Source organism: Saccharibacillus sp. O23, assembly GCF_002205895.1.
Classification (GTDB): domain Bacteria; phylum Bacillota; class Bacilli; order Paenibacillales; family Paenibacillaceae; genus Saccharibacillus.
The window spans coordinates 347,612-366,670 of record NZ_NJDE01000007.1 but is presented as its reverse complement, the minus strand read 5'-3'; the positions used below and the strand labels follow the sequence as shown (position 1 = coordinate 366,670).

The window sequence follows — 19,059 nt, the reverse complement described above, 5'->3', positions numbered from 1 at the left end:
GCATCAGTATCATGGAAATAAGAAATGTTCAAAATAAAGATAAGAAAATTTGAACCGTCACTTCGCATAAAAGCTCCCTTCCCCGGCTTATGCCGGGGGAAGAAGCTTGCCGCGCGGAGGGCGAATCCGTTATCGGAACGCCGCTTCCGCGATCATTCGCGCAGGGCAAAAAGCCGGTCAGCCGATTTCGTTCCGCCTGCCGTTTCCTGCCGATGGCTTAAGGCCGAAGACCGGGTGCCGCCTACAGCGGCATCCCGAACCTAGACCGTCTCGATGCTTCGAAACTCAACTTACTTCAAGCTGTCCGACAGCGCCGCGAAGATCACGCCGAGCGCGTGCGCGCCCGCATCCGGATACCCGATGCTGCGTTCGCCGACCGTACCCGCGCGGCCCATCCGCGCCACGATCTCCTCCGTCTTCTTCGCGCCGGCCGCGGCCGCTTCCGCGCCTTTGGCGAACGCCGTCTTGACGTCGTCTCCGGCAGCCGCGCTCGCCGTCCACGAATCCGCGCACGGTACCAGCGCGTCGATCAGCGTCTTGTCGCCGACGACCGCCCCGCGGCCGAACGACCGCTCGCCGGTCGATTGGATGCCGGCCACCGCGGCCTGCATCAGCTCCGCGAACTCGGAGACGTTCAGTTCCGTCTTCTCTCCGGCCGAACGTCCGGCCGCGCGGAACGCGGAACCCCAGATCGGGCCGGAAGCGCCGCCGCAGTATTCCATGATCACGAGCGAGCACTCGTGCAGGAAGCCGCCGATCGATTGATCGTCGTGGGCGAGAATGTCTTTCCATTCGCGCTTGAGCTGCTTGAAGCCTTTGGCGACGCTCATGCCGAAGTCGCCGTCGCCCGCGTGCGAATCGAGATCGCAGAACGGAATCTCGTTCTCGATGATGACTTCGCTCATCTTGTCGATCAGGTAGACCATATTGTCGCGGGTAATCTTGTCGCCCGATACTTGCGCGTATTCTTCCGGCGTCTCGACTTTGAAAGAAGCCGGGAGGTCTTCCGCGCCGGAGCGGCGCAGTTCTTCGTAAGCTGGCTGCACGACCGGTCCGGACACTTTGAACGCCGGCGTATCGCTCTCGCTCGACAGCAGAGCTTTCAACTCGTCGTCCAATTTCATGAACGTGACCGAGATGCCCGCCATGTCGATGCTCGTCATGTAGTTGCCGACGAACGTGCGGTTGATCTTGACGTTCTTCTCCGTCAGCTCGCGCGTAACCGCGTGATTGAACAGATACAGTTCTTGCAGCGGAGTCGCGCCGAAGCCGTTGACCAGCAGGGCGATCTCTTCGCCGTCGCCGCCTTGGAGCTTCATGTCGCGGATCAGGTCGGAGACGGTATGCGCCGCCAGTTCGTCGGCCGTCACCATCTTCTCGCGGCGGATGCCCGGCTCGCCGTGGATGCCGACGCCGTATTCGATCTCGTCTTCGCCGAGCTTGAACGTCGGCGTGCCTTTGGCCGGCACCGTGCAGGACGTCAGCGCGAAGCCGATGCTGCGCACGTTGGCCGCGGCTTTCTCGGCCGCCGCTTTCACTTCCGCCAAGCTGCGGCCTTCTTCGGCCGCGGCGCCCGCGATCTTATGCACGAGCACCGTGCCCGCCACGCCGCGGCGTCCGACGGTATAGAGGCTGTCTTCGACCGCGATATCGTCGTCCACGCGGACGTAATCGACTTCGATGCCGTCTTCGCTTGCCAGATGGGCGGCGTTTTTGAAGTTCATCATGTCGCCGCTGTAGTTTTTGATGATCAGCAGCGTGCCTTTTTCGCTTGCGGTCGCTTTGATCGCTTGGTACACCTGAATCTGCGAAGGCGAAGCGAACACGTCGCCGCAGACGGCCGCGTCGAGCATCCCTTTGCCGACGAAGCCGGCGTGCGCCGGTTCGTGGCCGCTGCCTCCTCCGCTGATCAGGGTCACTTTGCTGGCGTTCAGGTCTTTTTTCTTGATGACTTTGTATTTCTGCATGAATTCCAGTTCGGGGTGCGCAAGGACGAGCCCGCTGCACATTTCCATGACCAGATCTTCCGGTTTGTTGATGACTTTTTTCAAAACGATATTCCTCCTGTCTTGTCCGCGGACGAACCGCGGCTTGGACTTACAGCCCTTTCGATGCTTTGTACGCGCTGCCGATCCGGTCGGCTGCTTGAACGGCTGCCGCCACTTGTTCTACCGTAACCGGGAAAGGCATAGCGTGAATCGATTCTTCCGGGATGCAGGCTTTTTCCGCGACTTCTTGCAGTTCTTGAGCGGTCATCGACTCGACGCCGATATCCGCCAGGCAGACCGGCAGGCCGACGGCAAGGCAGAAATCCATCACTTGGTTCAGTTCTTCGGTCGGCGCGTTTTCCAGAACCAACTGCGCGATCGTGCCGAACGCGACTTTTTCCCCATGGAAGTAATGGTGCGTGCCTTCCAGCGCGGTCAATCCGTCGTGGATTGCGTGAGCCGCCGCCAGACCGCCGCTTTCGAAGCCGAGTCCCGACAGCAGGATGTTCGTTTCGACGATGTTTTCCAGCGCTTGAGTCACCACGTTCGCGTCGCAAGCCGCTTTCGCTTTGATGCCGTCGCGCAGCAGCATTTCGTAGCACAGCGTCGCCAGCGCCATCGCCGCGTTCGTGCCGAATGCCGGAGCAGTCAATCCTTCGCGTACGCCGCTCGGCAGACCCGCGTTGACTCTCGAGTACGAACGCGCGGTCGCGCGGGCTTCGAAGTAAGTCGACAAAGCGTCGCCCATGCCGGAAACGAGGAATCTCGTCGGCGCGTTGGCGATCACGGTCGTGTCGACCAGCACCACGCTCGGGCTTTGCTTGAAGTAAGCGTAGTCGTCGAACGCGCCTTCCGGCGTGTACAGAACGGCCGAGTGGCTGGTCGGCGCGTCGGTCGCGGCGATCGTCGGGCAGATGATCAGCGCCTCGCCTTTGGCTACGCATTTGGCCGCGTCGATCGCTTTGCCTCCGCCCAGTCCGACGATGCAGTCGCAGTTGTTGTCCGCCGCGATCTGTTCCAGACGCGCGACTTCCTGACGCGAACATTCGCCCATGAAACCGCTCTCAACGAACGTCACTCCGAACTTTTCCGAAGTCGCATCCAACTTGTCCTTCACGCGAGCCGCATCGTCCGGATGCGCGATCAGCAGAGCGGATTTGCCGAACGAGCCGACGAAGTAACCCAGATTCAGCAGTTCGTTTTCTCCTTGCACGTATTTCGACGGGCTGATAAAAGCTTTTCTCATGATAATTCCCTCCGTTTTATAAAATGATAGCCGGCCGTTACCGGATGGCGAGTGGTCGATAAAAGTGTCGGTTGTGTGTCTTGGCCGTGCTTTCCTTCATGATAATCCACAAATTTTAGGTTTACAGTGGACTTTTAAAGCAATATATTATAATCTGCAATCGTAATTTGATGTCCTCCGCTGTATAAATGGCATCTTTTTGTCATCGCTTACATAAGCCGAACTTCGAAATTGCAGCATCATTGCGCCATAACTAGCAATCAAAATCCCATTTTCGAAAGAAGGAATCCTTCGTGATCGGCGAACATCTCAGTATTCAGAAAGTTTTCGACCTGCAAAAATGGGAACGCCTTCAAGATTCCCTCGCCTCCGTCACCAAGCTGGCGATATTGACCGTCGATTACAAAGGCAACGCCGTCACCGGACACAGCGGCTGCCAATCGTTCTGCAAAATGGTACGGCAGGACGAAGACCTGCTGCCTTACTGCCAGAAATGCGATTCCCGCGGCGGGCTCGAAGCGGTCCGTTCGAATAAACCGTACATCTATCTCTGCCATTACAATATCATCGATATCGCGGTGCCGGTCATCATCGACGACAAGTATATCGGCGCGGTCATGGCGGGCCAAGTCCGTCTGTCCGATCCTTCCGGTTCCGCCGAGTTGGAGCAGATCCTGACCTCGAAGAACAAGAAGCTGTACAGCGAAAAATGGGAAAAACTCAAAGACCATTACGCGGATCTGCCCGTGATGTCGTATCAGGAAATCGTCAAGATCTCCGACATGCTCTCGCTGCTGTGCAGCTATATCGTGGAAGAAGCGACGAACAAGAACCTGATCGCGGAAATGTTCGAAAAAGCGGCCGCCACCGGCGCTTCGCCGCGTCTGTCGGATATTCTGCCGGGCTATACGCTCCAGAACTTGGAGAGCGTGCGCAAAGAGATGACCCATATCCTTGCGGGCGGTTCTCCGAACGGCGAAGACGAAGATCGGGAGCGTTCCTCCAATCCGGTGCTGAAGCCGGCTTTCGATTACCTGCACGCGCATAAAAGCGAGTCCGTGCCGCTCAAAAAAATGGCGGAGCTGTGCCATATCAGCCCCAGCTATTTCAGCCGTTTGTTCGCGCGGGAGACCGGAGAAAGCTATTCGGGTTATACCGCGCGCCTGAAGATCAAATGGGCCAAACGCCTGCTGGAAAAAACGGACATGCCGATCGCGCAAATCAGCGGCGAATTGGGCTTCAACGAACCGGGCTATTTTATCAAAACGTTCAAAAAATACGAAGAAATCACGCCGGCCGTGTACCGCAAATACTATAAATCGTAACGGAAAACGGCAATAAAAGGCTTTGTTTGGAAGTCTTTTCCGCTCTAAAGCGATTTCGCAAAAAAGGATTTGAAACGCTTACAATCTTGTGTTAGACTACGACTGCGAACAGGAACGTGACCTTTTTTCGGGCGTAACCTAAGCTGATGCCTCGCGCATCGGTTTAGGTTTTTTTTATGCTCTGGCACAGGGTCGTCTCCTGCCGCGCATCGTTCAAACTCAAGGAGGGGTTCTTGATGAAACCGAAAAAATGGGGATCGCTGCTCTTCGCTTCTACGCTCGCGATCGGATTGCTAAGCGCTTACAACGTTCCGCAAAACGCGATCGCGGCCGAAGCCGCCGCGGCGCAGTCCGCGCAAAGCGCTGTCCGATCCGGCGCGTTCGACGCGCAAACGCTGCAAACGACAGCGTTCGGGCAGGTGCAAGGCTTCCGCGACGACGCGAATCGCGCGCTCGTCTGGCAGGGCATTCCGTATGCCGCGCCGACTTCCGGCAAGCAGCGCTGGAAAGCGCCGGCCGATCCGAAGCCGTGGACAGGCGCGCTGGACGCGACCAAACCGGGCAGCGTCGCGATTCAAGCGTCGGGCAAAACGACCGTCGGCACGGAAGACGCGCTGAATCTGGATATTTACCGTCCCGATAACGCCGAAACCAAACTTCCGGTCATCGTCTACATACACGGCGGCAACAACCAGACCGGCAAGTCGACCGAAATCACCGGAAGCTCGATGGTCAACGATACGAACGCGATCTTCGTGTCCGTCAATTACCGTCTGGGACCGCTCGGCTTCAATCCGCTTCCGGCGCTGAAGACCGGTTCCGCCGAAGAAAATTCCGGCAACTACGCGCTGCTGGATATCGCCAAATCGCTGGATTGGGTCAGATCCAACATCGAACAGTTCGGCGGCGACGCGGATAACGTGACCGTAGCGGGCTTCTCCGCAGGCGGACGCGACGTGATGGCGATGCTGGTCTCTCCGATCTTCGAAGGCAAATTCGACAAAGCGATCTCGTTCAGCGGGGGCATGACAGTCTCCGATCCGGACGCCAGCGCGGTTACGTTCGCCAAAGCGATCGCTCCGCTCGCGGTCGCCGACGGCAAAAAAGCGACCGAAAAAGAAGCGGAGGCATGGCTGCTCACGACCGGTTCCGACGTACGCGATTACCTCTATTCGATCCCGGCCGAGAAGCTGGCTCCGCTGATGAGCAACGCCGGTATCCGCATGAGCGTCTTCCCGCATCTGTACGGAGACGGAACGGTTCTGCCGAAAGAAGGCTTCGATACAAAGAACTATAACGACGTGCCGCTGCTTATGCTGACGGGCGCCGACGAGTTCTCGCTGTTCGGCCGCTTCGATTCGTATTTCGCGAAAAATATCGCCGATAATTCGATCAACACGGACGCGAACGTGATCGCCAAATACAATTTTATCAACAAATACGGCGGCGAGCTGTACAGCTTGTTCAACGTGCAGGATTCCGCTCAGAAAATGTACGATCGCTACAAAGCAGACATTTACGGCATGCAGATCAACTTCGGCGAAGACGCATATGTGGCCGGAAGCGCCATGAGCCCGCTCGGCGCGTTCCACGGGGTGTTCGTTCCGCTGCTGTCGCCGGACAACGCCAATTACGACACGGTCGTCGGCAGCGCCTACGATCTGCCGGGCGCCGTCGATCTGGGCCGAGTCTTCCGCAAATACATCTCGAACTTCGTGCATAACGGCGATCCGAACGGCGCGGGATTGACGCAGTGGAACGCATGGACGCCGCAGACGGCTCTGAACGGCGAATCCATGCTGTTCCTCGACGCCAACCGCCGCAAAGCGATCTCTTACCTGTCTTCGCCGGAATTCACTTACGATCAGGTATTGGCCGCGATGCGCGCCGACCGCACGATCTCCGAAGCCGACAAAGCCGAGCTGATCTCGAAAGTGCTGAGCGGCCGCTGGTTCAGCGGCAAGCTCGATCAGAGCTTCGGCAATCCTTCGCTGTGGGCGAAGCCGTAAAGCTCGAAAGCTCGTCCCGTACGGCCGCCGGGAACTTCTCCGGCGGCTTTTCTTCTCTTCTCTTATCTTTTCTTCTCTTCGCAAGTCGTATTTTCGTTTGGCGATACGTTCTACCGTTCGGACGTACGCACTGTTGACCAAGCCTTTGGACGACCTGTTATGTTGCTTTTGAACTTGCGGAATTTTCTCGGTATAAATAGATTGATCGTTCTATCTATTGACGGAGGTGCGCATTGAGCGAAAAAAAAGAAGACCTGCTTCATATGGCCGAAACGTTGTTCGATAACCACGGCTTTCATTCGATCGGATTGAAAAAAATCGTCAGCGAATCGGGTGTTGCGCTGATGACGCTGTACAATCATTTTGCTTCCAAAGACGAATTGGCGGCGGAAGTGTTGAAACGTCGCGAAGAGCGTTATATGGAGCATCTTACGTTTTTCGATACCTATCTCGAGGAAAACGGCGAGTATCCCGATTCCCCGTTCGTGCGGATCGCGATCGCGCATGCCCATTGGCTGACCGACAATTCGTACCAAGGCTGCTTGTTCCTGCGAGCCAAAGAAGAGTATGCTTCGAAGCCCGACCATCCGATCGTCGAATTGGCGAACGGCCATAAAAGGAAGCTCCGCGAGTTCGTGCAGAATTCGGACCTCAGGCGTTCTCCGAAAGAAGCGCTGCGGTTATGCCTGCTGATCGAAGGCGCGACGGCGCTGGCAGAAACCGAAGATCCCGATACGGCCGCACGCGAACTCGTCGCGATCGCCGAGAGCTTATTTGCGAAGACGCAAATTTCAGCTGTTTGATCCGAATGTCGAAAAGCCCGCCGAAGGAGTTCCTTCGACAGGCTAAAACGATACGATAGGCTCATGCCTTCTTCGATTCTGCGCTCAATAGCCGATCTTGATCGACTGCCCTTCGACCGCGACGCCGCTCGACAGATTCAACGGCAGGCGCTGATCGGGGGAAAATCCGATCGTTTCGCCGTCTTTGAGCGTCGCGCCGAAATCCACAATATACCCCGCGATATTGAAGGTCAGCTCGAACACTTCGGTCAGTTCATGCGGAGAACGCAGAACTTCGATCTCTTCATGACCGAAATTCCGCAGACCTACCGTATAAGACGATACGCCTTCGCTTTCTTCGTACAAACCGACGTATACCCACAATTGTACAGGCAGCTCGTGTTCTTTGAGCAGCATCGCGTTCTTGACGTACGCTTCGGCCGACATGACCATCGGGGACATGTACAGCGCCAGCGCGCCTTCCTGCTTCAACATGCTGCACAACACTTGCGTAAACAGCACGTGACCGACGATCGGCTCGATGACGTTCGAGACCCGCACGACCACGTGCGCCCGGTATCCGCCGATCGATCGGGCCGCTTCCGGCCAGAGCGGATTCACGCCGCAGCGTTCTTCCACTTCCGCTCCCGGTACGGGAGTCCGCACCAGCGAACAATCTATGCGAAGTCCGCCGGCTTCGAACACTAACCGATCTTCTTCCGGCAGCGCCCGGATCTCGATATTCCAGTCGTTCTTCATATTGCGGATAAAACGCGGGAAGTCGCATTCCGCTTCGCGAAGAAGCACGAATCCCGATAACGTTTGCCCGTTCGGCGAAGGCCGGGTTTCCCGCGTCCGCCGTGCCCGCTCCTCTCCGGGACGTTCGAACAATTCCATCTTCACGTCTCCTTTTCTGTTATAAATTATGTAAATGCGTTCATTTTATTACCCCTTATTCGACAAAATTTAGCCTCGAGCGGCATAACTCCTGCCAGGGACTCAATGAACGGCCGCATAATCGGGAAAAGAAAAACGCGAACGGGTACCGGGAATCAGAGTCTGCGTCGCAGGAAGCAGAAAAAAACGCCGCCGGTTAATAACCAAAAGTCTAGGGTCGCAGGTCTCAACTCCGCATCGGTACGATCCGGTAAAGAGCCGTTCCGGCTTCCGAAGCGTCTCCTTCCTGCTTCCGGATCGTCCAACCGATCGACAATACCGGCGCGATCCGGTCTCGCTCTTCGGCGGTCAATTCTACGCTCACGCCTTCGATGCCTTCGCCGCGTTCGACTTCCGATTCCCGTCCGAATACGATCCGAATCCAAGTATGGATGCCTCCGAGCGTATTATATTTGATGCGATATCCTTGGTCGACGGCCTGTTTCAACACTTCGGGTTGTTCTTGTTGCAGCGTCGCCAGCGGGCCGAAATCCGTGACGACCGACCCTTCCGCGCTGGGCAGATCGCCCGACGCCGCACGATTCAGCAGCTCTTCTCCATTCAGCCCGAGCGCGCGGACGCTCTCTAGCACGATCGCGTCCCATTGGGACAGTCTGACGCGTTCTCCGGACTCGACGCCTTGCGCGGTGCGGGTCGCTTCATTTTTTGGGTTCATTGTCATTCTCCTCTCATAACCTCATTTGACTCATCGACTTAGAAGGAATTGAAAACGAGACGGAACCTTCCTGCCGATCGAATGCTGTTCTTTTCACTTTACCGCAAGCTTTGCCGCTTGTACAGAAGGCCGATTCCTCGGCTCCGGCAAGGTTCTTGGTCGCCTTCGGTCCTATTGATGATATAATGGGACTCGATTCGCTCGCGAGACGGGCGAAAACCCGATCGAAAGAAGCTGAAGCCCCATGATTGTTCAGATCCTGCTTGACGTCGTGCTGCCCGTGTTCGTGCTGATTATCGCCGGTTCGCTGATGCAGCGATTGTTCCGACTCGACCTGTATACGCTGTCCAAGATCAACTTCTATTATATTACGCCCGCGGTCGTGTTCATGAGCCTGTACCGCTCGAACATTTCGATGGAACTGCTCGGCGGAGTGGCTCTTTTTTACGGCTTGTATGTCGGGGTCTTGTATATCTTCTGCTTCGCGCTGACGCGTTCGCTCCGGTATCCCAGCGGCATGAAAGCGGCGTTCACCAACAGCGTGCTGCTGGACAACTCGGGCAACTACGGTCTGCCGATCAATCAGCTCGTGTTCGCGGGCGCGCCGCTCGCCGCCTCCATTCAAGCGCTGATCATGTCGTTCCAGAGCCTTCTGACCTTCACCTACGGCGTCATCTCGATTCAAGGCGCGCGGCTCAGCGGGAATTACCGCAGCGTCTTGATCGGTTTTATGAAGATGCCCGTCCCGTACGCGCTGGTGTTGGGCTTTCTGTTCCACGTATTCGCCGTGCCGCTGCCGAATTTCGTGACGCAGCCGCTGGGCTATATCCAGAACTCGATGGTCGCCGTGGCCCTGCTGACTTTGGGCGCGCAGATCGTCAAATACCCGCTGCGATTAGGCCGAATGGACGTGTACTTCAGCATGATTCTGCGTTTGATCATCGCCCCGGTTATCGGGTATCTCATCATTCTGATCCTCGGCATGAAAGGACTGCCCGCTCAAGCCCTGCTGATCGCCTCCGGCATGCCGACCGGCGTCAACTCGTCGATCTTGGCCGAAGAATACCGCAATGAACCGGACTTCGCGGCGCAAACGGTATTGGTCTCCACCCTGCTCAATATCGTGACCGTGACGATTCTGATCACCGTAGCGCAGGGATTATGATTGAGACATCCTTCACAGACCTTGAGCGGATCGCTCGTTATAATGAAGCGGTCTGCTCTACAGAAAACAAATATCCCGCAGCGGGCCATCGGAATTCGATCTTCCGGCGCTGCGGGATATTTGCGATGATCGTTTGTTATCGAATCCGTATGCTTCGGTCTCTGCTATACCCGGAAAGCGGTCGTCTTGTCGAGCAAACGCAAGGTCATGCGATTCAACTCTTCCGACGACGTGGACAACTCTTCCATGATCGCCGTTTCTTCGTGGATCGAAGCGGCGATGCGTTTGGCTTCTTCGGCGAACGAGACGGCACGGCTGCTGATCTCGCCGGCATGACGATGAGCCTGATCCACGCGATCGGTCTGCTCGAAGATCATCGTCTCGATGCCGCGAACGGAACCGACCATACTGCCGACTGCCGTATCCAGACGTTCAAGCGTTTCTTCGACCGCTCCCGTATGACGCTCTTCGCGCGTCACGCGCTCGCTCTGCTGCTCGATATGCAGCACGGTCGCCTGCACCTGTTCTTGAATCCGCCGGATCAGATCGCCGATCTGACCGACCGAATTCGCGCTCTGTTCCGAGAGCTTGCGGATCTCGTGAGCCACGACCGCGAAGCCCATACCGTGTTCGCCGGCGCGAGCCGCTTCGATCGAAGCGTTCAAAGCGAGCAGATGCGTCTGCTCGGCAATATCGCGGATCGAACCGTTGATGGCTTCGATATCCGCGGCTTCTCGTTCCAGATGCCCGACCATCTCCTGCGAACGAGCGCTGGAGGCGGCCAACTCGCCCATGCCTTCGCGCAGCGCCACGAAGATGTCTCGGGTCATGCGTACCGAATCTTCCATCCCGCCGGATAAAGCGATCATCTCTTCCGAACTGTTCTTCATGCCGTGGAAAGCTTGACGCATCTCGTCCGCATTATGGCGGGAGCTCTCCGTCGACTGCTGCTGGCGTTCGACGCCTTCGTAGATCCGATCCACGCCGCCGGAGATCTCTTCGATCTGTTCGGCCGCTTCGGTAATCGCGGCGCTCATCATCTTCACGTTCTCGGAAGTCACGCCGGCTCCGGAAGCGATGTCTTCGACCATGCCGCGCAGGCTGCCCACCATCTGCGCGAAAGAATCGTTCAATGCGGCAATCTCGTCCTGCGTTTTGCGCGTAGGCAGTTCGATTGCCAGATTGCCCGCGGATACTTCGCGGGCGGCTTTGGCCAGACGCACGATCGGACGGGTCAACAATCTCGATACCAGCCATCCGAGAATGCCGCTCCACATGACGCCGAGCAGCAGCACGATCGAGGTGTACAGCCATTCCGACATCGAACGGGCGATATAATCTTTAAGAAAGAACAAGCAAAATGCGCTTGTCGCATACGTAACGCCGGAAATCAACACAAAACCCGCAACCATTTTGGTCCCCAAATTCAATTTCATCCGCAGCTTCCCCCAACTCTTCAATCTAGATGCTTGATAGGCGTCCGACAGCACGGCAACCGCCTGTCCGTTCGCGGCCGCAGGACATGCGATTCGCATTGGCTGCCGAAACGAACGTTCCCCCCGGAACGACCCTCCCGTCCGCGATGCGCGGCACGCTCTGCTTTTCTATTATCGAACTTGTAAACGCTTCAATGAATAAAAACAAAAATTTTATATTTTCTTCGAGCGAACGACCTTGCAGTCCCGCTTTCTCCTTTCTTACGCGCCCCTTGCGCGCCTATAGTCGAAGTAGCCCGCTTTCTTTGTGCGACTAGAGACGATTATCCCACATTATCCGGGTATATTGAACCCCTTTAAGCAATAAAAAAAGGCCTTTTCTTCAAGAAAAGACCTAATTTTTCTAACCTTTAACGTTTGTCGTGCCAGAAATTGACCGGTTTCGAATTCTGCTGAATCACTTCGAACGTATACCCTTCGGCTTTGAGCGTCTTCAGCACCTGCGGAAGCACCTTCAGCGTCGCTTTCTGATCGTGCATCAGCACCACCGGAACGATGCCTTCTTTCTCTTGTTGATCGACCTGCTTCAAGATGCTGTCGATCACTTTCTGATGGTCGCTCTTATACTTCCAATCTTCCGAGTCGACGTTCCAGTCCCACAGATGGAATCCTGCCGCCAAGACTTTGTCCCGATACTTTTGCGTGAAATAAGGCTTGCTGCCGTAAGGGGTGCGAATCAAGCTCGTACGGGTTCCCGTCGCTTTGTACAGCGCGTCGTTATCCTGTGTCATTTCCTTCAATGCGGATGCCGGAGATGCGTAGAATTTGCTTTTGACGTGCGTCATCCCGTGCAGTCCCGCGGAGTTGCCGGAATCGACCAGACGCTTGACGGATTTCGGATAAGCCGAGATTCCGGGCCCGAGCATGAAGAACGTGCCGTGCGCGCCGTACTGATCGAGGATATCGAGCAGTTCGTTGGTATGCGCGGTCGGTCCGTCGTCGAAAGTCAGATAGATCGGTTTGGACGACGCCGGCTTCGGCGATTGCGGTTTCGACGGAGCTTGCGGCTTCTGTCCGGTCTTGCCTCCGTTCGCGTTGGCGGAGAGCGCCGCGCGATTCTGCTCGACGAAACTCTGCAAACTCAGCTTCTGCTTGCCGCTCGTGATGCGAATCACCGGAACGCTGGCATCATAAGCGATTCCGAAATTGAATACGCCTTTAAACAGCGATACCGGAACCATCGTGCGTCCTTCGCTGGCGTAAGTCTTCAGAGAAGACGTCTTTTTGCCGCTGACCGCGGATTGTTTGGCCGGCAGAATGACCACGCTGTGTTTGCTGCCCGAGACCACGATCTTGTCCGCCGTGCCGCCGACTTCGAGATGAAGCTTTTGCGCGATCTCGCGCAGAGGCACATATAACGCGTCTCCGCTTTGTTCGGCTTTGATGTTCGTCAACTCGTCGTTGTATCCGATCGGAAGTTTCTGAACGGCTGCCGCCGCCGCCTGTTTGTACGGCAGCATGGCCAGTACCAACGCCATGGCCAACAGAGCCAGTCCTCCCCGTCTCCAGATACGCTGTCCATCCTTTTGTTTCATCTCGCTACCTCCGTTGTTTTCCGGCGGCTCTGCTCGCTTCGCTTCCATGAGGACGCCTGTCCGGATTCTACGGAATTTTCATGCGGGTCCTTCTTGATGCCCGGCTCCAACTCCTGTGTCCCAGTATAGGGATTCGGCAGTCGAAATGTCTTTACACGGGGGTTAAAAAAGGTTACAGAATATTAGAAAATCCGCAATTTTTCGCGTTTTTAATCTCGAGGGATCTTTTAGGCCATTAGTCCCGAAAATTTATTTAGCAACATGGTCGAAAAGCTATAAACAAATGAAAACGATCGTCCGAAATATTATTCAACGACACAAGTTAGACACTTCTAGCCTCTCTCACAACGTCGGAATCGATAAGATCAAGATTTCTCGCAGGCTCACAAAGAATGGTTTTCCTTATTTTTCAGCCTTATAACCCTTGAAAATGTTCAGGTTATAAAACTTTAAGGAAAAATTAATGAATTTTTTGTGAAAATGTGATATTGTAAATTTACATTCAACAAAGAGGTGACCATCATGCATTCCCAAAACCGTGTACAACAACTGAAAAGCCAACTCCCGAAAGAACACAAGAGTATTTCGTCCTATGTCGAACACGCTCTTCTTTCTATCGATCAGTTGGTCGAAAAACATCGCTGCGAAAACGCCGCTCTCGCGATCTACGGAGAAAAGATCAACGGTAACGAAGAACGCGTTTATTTCGATACCATCTCCCAGATCAAAGCGGACCTGCTGGATACATTGGAAAAAACGGTTCAAGACGTTATTCATACCGGCGACAAGAACTGGACGAAAAATTATAAAGACGGCGTTATCGGCTAATGACCGACTCCCCGCTCCGAATTTTGCGCAATATCAAAAAGACCTGACCTCCGAGAATCGACGGAGCAGGTCTTTTTGGTTTTTCGCGTCTGCGCGATCCGGCGACGAAGGGGAAACGGGACGACGCTCGCACTGCGGATCGGCGCGCCAAAAAAACGCGAAACCTTATTAGGCTCCGCGTTCGGTAACAGGCTGTCTTTCGTCCGGGAAAAGATCGTCCGGCGGCACGGGACGGCCGAAATAGTAACCTTGAAAATCCAAACAGCGCTGACTGGTCAGAATATCGAGCTGCTTCTCCGTCTCGATGCCTTCCGCGATCACGTCCAGCCCCAAGCTTTTAGCCATCGCGATAATGGTCGTGACGATCGCTCTTTCGTTGCCGCTCTCTTCGAGCCTCATCACGAAAGAACGATCGATCTTCAAGCGGCTGATCGGCAGCATGCTCAGATAGCTGAGCGAACTGTAGCCGGTCCCGAAGTCGTCCAAGCTGAGGCGAATGCCCAGCCGGCTTAGACGATCCATGATCGCGATCGAGATCGTCGGGTCCAGCATCATGCTCTCCGTGATCTCGAGCTCCAAATATTCCGGGTCCAATCCCGTTTCGACCAAGATCCGTTCGATTTCGAACTCCAGATCGGGTTGATGGAACTGTTGGGTCGAGAGATTGACGGATACGGGAACCTTCGGCTGTCCTTCGTCATGCCACGCTTTGGCCTGACGGCAGGCTTCTCGCAGCACCCAACGTCCGATCTCCATGATCTGGCCGCTTTCTTCGGCGATCGGAATGAAACGGCCCGGCGGAATCATGCCCCGAACCGGGTGGTTCCAGCGCAGCAGCGCCTCCATGCCGATCAATAGGCTGCCCGGCATCCGGTACTGAGGTTGATAATGCACTTCCAACTCGCCGCGGTCGATCGCCCGGTGCAGGTCGGCTTCGATCTCGATCTTGAACAGCAGTTCCTCGTCGAGTTCGGCCGAATAGAAGCGATAGCCGTTCTTGCCGCCGCGCTTCACTTCGTACATCGCCGAATCGGCGTTCTTGATCAATTCGTCCCGGTCTTCTCCGTGTTCCGGATAAACGGCGATGCCGATGCTGGCACTGACGTAGAAGTCGCTGTCTTTCAGCGTATACGGAACCTGAATGACCGATACGATGCGCTGCGCCAACTGCTCGACCTCTTCGTCCGAGTCGAACGAATGATAGAGCAGCGCGAATTCGTCGCCTCCCATGCGAGACAAGGTCACTTTTTCCGGGCGAATGACTTCGCCGATGCGCTGGCTGACTTTCTGCAAAAACGCGTCGCCGTAAGCATGTCCGAGCGAATCGTTGATCATCTTGAAACGGTCGATGTCCATGACCATGACGGCCAGCCGCTTCGTGCCTTGGGCGCCGCGAATCCGTTCTTCCACAAGGCTGTTGAATTGCCTGCGGTTCGGCAAGCTGGTCAATTCGTCGTGGTACGCGAGATGTTCGACCGTGGCTTGATTTTGCTTCTGCTCGGTAATGTCTCTTACGATGATATGGGACCCTGTCGCTTCGCCGTCGAGACTGACGGGAATGCTGACCACGCTCAGATGAATCGACTGTCCGTCGGGATGCTTGATCCGCGTCTCGTAAGCGATGGAGGAACCTTCGCGAGCGCTCGCGTGTTGATTGCGTATTTCCCGGTAGACCGCGGGTTCGAAAAAGCGTTGAATCGCCATGATCGGCTTGCCGATAAAGTCTTCGCGCCTGGAACCGGTCAATTCCAGCAGCGCGGGATTCATGTCGGTAATCAAGCCTGCGGTATCGATGGAAAGAATGCCGTCGGCGTTGTTCTCGTACAAGGCGCGATACCATTTCTCTTGTCTGCGAATCATCTTGTCTTTCAAATTCAGACGGCTGTTCATGAACGCGCCGTAGATCGTAAAGCCGATCAGCAGCAGGCTGCTCAGCGCGATGATCAATGCCAGGCTCTCGGTATTGACCTGATTCGCGCTCATGGCGGCAAGATTATGCTCATGGATATGGAAGCTCGCCGCCGCCATTCCGGTATAATGCATGCCGGCGATGGCCGTTCCCATAATGACGGCGCTGGCCAGTTTGATCAGAATATGGCGGCCTTCCTGACGCAGTTCTCTCATTAAAGCGAGCGCGGCCAACGAAGCGGTAACGGCGATAAGCACGGAGAGCGCGACCAGTCTCGGATCGTAAGTGATCTTCATCGCCATCGCGGCCATCCCCGTATAATGCATGTCGACGACGCCGGAAGCGAGCAGCAAGCCGCCGATCAACAGCGCCCTAAGCGTTAATTTCTTGCGCGTGACGGTCCATAACGCGATGAACGAGACCACGATCGGAATGATCATGGACAATAAGACGAGCGGAATGCTGTATGTCATCTGCATAGGCAGCTTGAGCGCCAACATGCCGACGAAGTGCATCGACCAGATTCCCAGGCCCATCGATACCGCGCCCCCGGCTAACCAAAAAGAGCGCAGTTTGCCGCGCGCCGTATGAATTCGGCCCGCCAAGTTCAAAGCTGCATACGAAGCGAGCACCGAGATGATGCAGGAAACGACCACCAGTCCTAGATTGTAAGTTCCCTGTACGGTTTCCATGCTCTCCCCCTTTCCCTTTTCGGAACCGCAAATTGCGGCATTGTGTGTACATGTTCATGGAGATAACAGATATATCGGCATTTCCGCCCGGTTCTTGCAGCAGCAAAACGAACCCGTCGAAGGCTCAAAGGCGGTCGATCGGGAGTCGGCTTTCCGCGCCGCCCGGCTGCGCCTCGTCTTCGAGGTAATAACGAAGCTGCGTATAGATGCTTACGATCTCCCGCATCGGCATGCGTACAAGGCCGCTGGACGACGGAGCGACGAAATCGATCACGCCGTCGACGGCCGATTCCGCTTGGAATCCCCAATCGGACTTTCTGCGGCCGGTGAATTCGGCGTAGACGCCTTTGCCTACGTAGCAGGCGACCTTAGGCAGGTATTCCTTCAGCTTGCGCTGCAGAATCCGCCGGCCTTCGCGGTATTCTTCGCGCGCGATGTCTTCCACGCCGCGGGTCGGGCGAGCGACGATATTCGTAAACCCGTAGCCCAGCTTCAGCAGTTCGCCGTCTTCTTCGGGCGAATACCGCCGCGGGGTCAGACCGGATTCTTCGAGGATCCGCCAGAAGTTATTGCGCGGATTGGCGTAATGGTGTCCGGTCTCGCCCGAACGCAAGCTCGGGTTGAATCCGATGAACAGCACGGACAGTCCGCGGTCCAAATGGTCGGCGATCTCCGGCATAAGCGATTTCGCCTCCTTTCCTTTTTCGTTTTCGCCGGGCGCGGCGGCAGCGAATGCGCGTAAGGTCGCTTCAAGCGGGCGCCGCGCTTTACAAGAGGCGGGTTTAGCAGTAACGTTACCTATGGATTGTGTCCAATATTTGTCCGTTCGAACTCACCTATCATAGCAAGGAGTCGATCCTATGCACCAGCTTAATCTTCGATTTTATGATTCCGCCGATACGAGCGCGAGCGGAGGGCGTTCGCTTTCCTCCGCTCGCACTCTGATCGTCACCGCCGTCGAGGCCGAACGCGAAGCGGTGCTTGCCGGAATCGACGGCGACGAACGCTTCGACGTGATCGCCGCAGGCGTCGGCGTCGCCGCGGCGGCGGCGGGAACGGCCGCCGCGCTCGCGCGCGGGAATTATGCCCGCGTCGTCAGCGCGGGCATCGCCGGAGGCTTCGCCGGCGTCGCTCCGATCGGCTCGCTGGTCGTGGCGAGCCGCATGGTTGCGGCCGATCTGGGCTCGGACAGCCCGGACGGCTTTATCTCCGTGGACGAGCTGGGCTTCGGCTCGTCCGTGATCGAGGCCGAGCCGGATGTCTCGGCCTCGCTCGCCGGCGCGCTGCGAAGCGCCGGCTTGGAAACGCGCCTTGCGCCGGTGCTGACGGTCGCCACGACGACCGGCACGCTTGCGGGCGCGCAGGCGCTGGCCGCGCGCGTGCCCGGCGCGGCGGCCGAAGGCATGGAAGGCTTCGGCGTGGCGGAAGCCGCCCGGCAGTTCGGGGTGCCCGCGCTGGAACTGCGCGGGATCTCCAACGCGGTCGGCCCCCGAGACCGCGCCGCTTGGAAGATCGGCGAAGCGCTGATCGCGCTTCGCGAAGCAAGCTCAATTTTACCGGAGGTGTTCTACGCTTGAAGATCGCTTATTCCCCGTGTCCCAACGACACGTTCGTATTCCATGCTCTGGCTCACGGCCTGATCGAAGGCGCGCCGGAGTTCGAAGTGACTTACGCCGATATCGATATCACCAACAATTGGGCGGCCGCGGGCGAAGGCCCGGAGATCATGAAGATCTCTTACGCCGCTCTGCCGTGGGTATTGGACGACTATACGCTGATTCCTTGCGGCGGCGCGCTCGGACGCGGCTGCGGTCCGCTCGTCTTGACCCGGGACGCGGCTGCGCCCGCGGACCTGTCTGGCAAACGCATCGCCGTGCCGAGCGAACGCTCGACCGCTTATCTGCTGTTCCGCCTCTGGGCGGCGCAGACCATTCCCGGCGGCATCGGCGAAGTGGTCGTCATGCCGTTCGACAAGATCATGCCGGCCGTGCAAAGCGGCGAGATCGACGCCGGACTCGTGATCCACGAAGCCCGGTTCACGTATCAGAATTACGGTCTGCATAAGCTCGCCGATATGGGCGATTGGTGGGAAAGCGATACCGGCCTGCCGATCCCGCTCGGCGCGATCATCGCCAAACGCGGCGCGGTCGATCCGAAGCCGGTCGCCGAATGGATTCGCGCTTCGGTCGAATACGCTTGGAAGCATCCCGAAGCTTCGCGCGATTACGTATTGGAGCACGCGCAGGAGATGGACCCCGCCGTCGCCGATTCGCATATCGCGCTCTACGTCAACGAATTCACCGCCGATCTCGGCCAAGACGGCTACGCTGCCGTACGCTCGCTGCTGGTTCGCGCGGCGAAAGAAGGACTCGTACCGGAGTTCGACGAGAAGCTGTTGGACTTTTAGTCGCGCGACGAAAAGTTGTCCGTCTTCCGCAAAAAACGGACGCGAAAACAGGATGCCTGCGCAGG

General features: G+C 56.7%; 15 protein-coding genes. 7 read left to right on the top strand and 8 right to left on the bottom strand.

Translation table 11 applies throughout. The features are described 5' to 3' along the window. Positions 1-290: 290 nt before the first annotated feature. Positions 291-2,051, bottom strand: a complete 1,761-nt coding sequence (gene dhaK, locus CDO73_RS10150; protein WP_088488407.1) for a dihydroxyacetone kinase subunit DhaK — start codon at positions 2,049-2,051, stop codon at positions 291-293. A 46-nt stretch (positions 2,052-2,097) separates the two neighbouring features. Continuing rightward, entirely contained in the window at positions 2,098-3,234 is a 1,137-nt protein-coding gene (locus CDO73_RS10145; protein ID WP_088488406.1) for a glycerol dehydrogenase, read from the bottom strand. Between the two features lie 293 nt (positions 3,235-3,527). Here CDO73_RS10145 and CDO73_RS10140 point away from each other — a divergent pair, with 293 nt between their 5' ends. The 3 genes from CDO73_RS10140 to CDO73_RS10130 all read left to right on the top strand — a co-directional run bounded on the left by CDO73_RS10140 (position 3,528) and on the right by CDO73_RS10130 (position 7,371). After that, positions 3,528-4,559 (top strand): PocR ligand-binding domain-containing protein, encoded by a 1,032-nt coding sequence (locus tag CDO73_RS10140; RefSeq protein ID WP_088488405.1) that lies wholly within the window; start codon positions 3,528-3,530, stop codon positions 4,557-4,559. Positions 4,560-4,795: 236 nt separating this feature from the next. Next, positions 4,796-6,568 (top strand): carboxylesterase family protein, encoded by a 1,773-nt coding sequence (locus CDO73_RS10135; RefSeq protein WP_088488404.1) that lies wholly within the window; start codon positions 4,796-4,798, stop codon positions 6,566-6,568. Between the two features lie 233 nt (positions 6,569-6,801). Further along, on the top strand, positions 6,802-7,371 hold the full coding sequence (locus CDO73_RS10130) for a TetR/AcrR family transcriptional regulator (protein WP_088488403.1): 570 nt from the start codon (positions 6,802-6,804) through the stop codon (positions 7,369-7,371). 84 nt (positions 7,372-7,455) lie between these two features. Here CDO73_RS10130 and CDO73_RS10125 read toward each other — a convergent pair whose 3' ends face one another. Together CDO73_RS10125 and CDO73_RS10120 are read right to left on the bottom strand one after the other, a co-directional pair. Beyond that, a complete protein-coding gene (locus CDO73_RS10125; protein ID WP_088488402.1) occupies positions 7,456-8,247 on the bottom strand; it encodes a DUF4261 domain-containing protein in 792 nt (263 codons plus the stop codon). Positions 8,248-8,473: 226 nt separating this feature from the next. Next, positions 8,474-8,962 (bottom strand): hypothetical protein, encoded by a 489-nt coding sequence (locus CDO73_RS10120; protein WP_088488401.1) that lies wholly within the window; start codon positions 8,960-8,962, stop codon positions 8,474-8,476. Positions 8,963-9,206: 244 nt separating this feature from the next. On the opposite strand from CDO73_RS10120, the gene CDO73_RS10115 reads away from it, so the two are divergent. Continuing rightward, positions 9,207-10,127: an AEC family transporter gene (locus tag CDO73_RS10115; protein WP_088488400.1), complete on the top strand. Its 921-nt coding sequence runs from the start codon at positions 9,207-9,209 to the stop codon at positions 10,125-10,127. A gap of 164 nt (positions 10,128-10,291) precedes the next feature. On the opposite strand, the gene CDO73_RS10110 is transcribed toward CDO73_RS10115, so the two are convergent. Both CDO73_RS10110 and CDO73_RS10105 read right to left on the bottom strand, forming a co-directional pair. Next, positions 10,292-11,482 (bottom strand): methyl-accepting chemotaxis protein, encoded by a 1,191-nt coding sequence (locus CDO73_RS10110; protein WP_306437524.1) that lies wholly within the window; start codon positions 11,480-11,482, stop codon positions 10,292-10,294. A gap of 491 nt (positions 11,483-11,973) precedes the next feature. Beyond that, positions 11,974-13,158 carry a polysaccharide deacetylase family protein gene (locus CDO73_RS10105; protein WP_256972643.1) on the bottom strand — a complete coding sequence of 395 codons (1,185 nt, stop codon included), beginning with the start codon at positions 13,156-13,158 and terminating at the stop codon, positions 11,974-11,976. 522 nt (positions 13,159-13,680) lie between these two features. Here CDO73_RS10105 and CDO73_RS10100 point away from each other — a divergent pair. Further along, on the top strand, positions 13,681-13,986 hold the full coding sequence (locus tag CDO73_RS10100; RefSeq protein ID WP_088488397.1) for a hypothetical protein: 306 nt from the start codon (positions 13,681-13,683) through the stop codon (positions 13,984-13,986). Between the two features lie 168 nt (positions 13,987-14,154). Here the strand turns inward: CDO73_RS10100 and CDO73_RS10095 are convergent, their stop codons facing one another. Together CDO73_RS10095 and CDO73_RS10090 are read right to left on the bottom strand one after the other, a co-directional pair. Continuing rightward, on the bottom strand, positions 14,155-16,587 hold the full coding sequence (locus tag CDO73_RS10095; protein ID WP_088488396.1) for an EAL domain-containing protein: 2,433 nt from the start codon (positions 16,585-16,587) through the stop codon (positions 14,155-14,157). A 124-nt stretch (positions 16,588-16,711) separates the two neighbouring features. Then, complete coding sequence (locus CDO73_RS10090) at positions 16,712-17,266, bottom strand: mismatch-specific DNA-glycosylase (RefSeq protein WP_088488395.1); 555 nt, start codon at positions 17,264-17,266, stop codon at positions 16,712-16,714. Between the two features lie 181 nt (positions 17,267-17,447). On the opposite strand from CDO73_RS10090, the gene CDO73_RS10085 reads away from it, so the two are divergent. Further along, complete coding sequence (locus tag CDO73_RS10085; protein ID WP_088488394.1) at positions 17,448-18,164, top strand: futalosine hydrolase; 717 nt, start codon at positions 17,448-17,450, stop codon at positions 18,162-18,164. Continuing rightward, positions 18,161-18,994, top strand: coding sequence for a 1,4-dihydroxy-6-naphtoate synthase (locus CDO73_RS10080; RefSeq protein ID WP_088488393.1), 834 nt, complete (start codon positions 18,161-18,163; stop codon positions 18,992-18,994). Before CDO73_RS10085 ends, CDO73_RS10080 begins: the two co-directional genes overlap by 4 nt. Positions 18,995-19,059 lie beyond the last annotated feature (65 nt).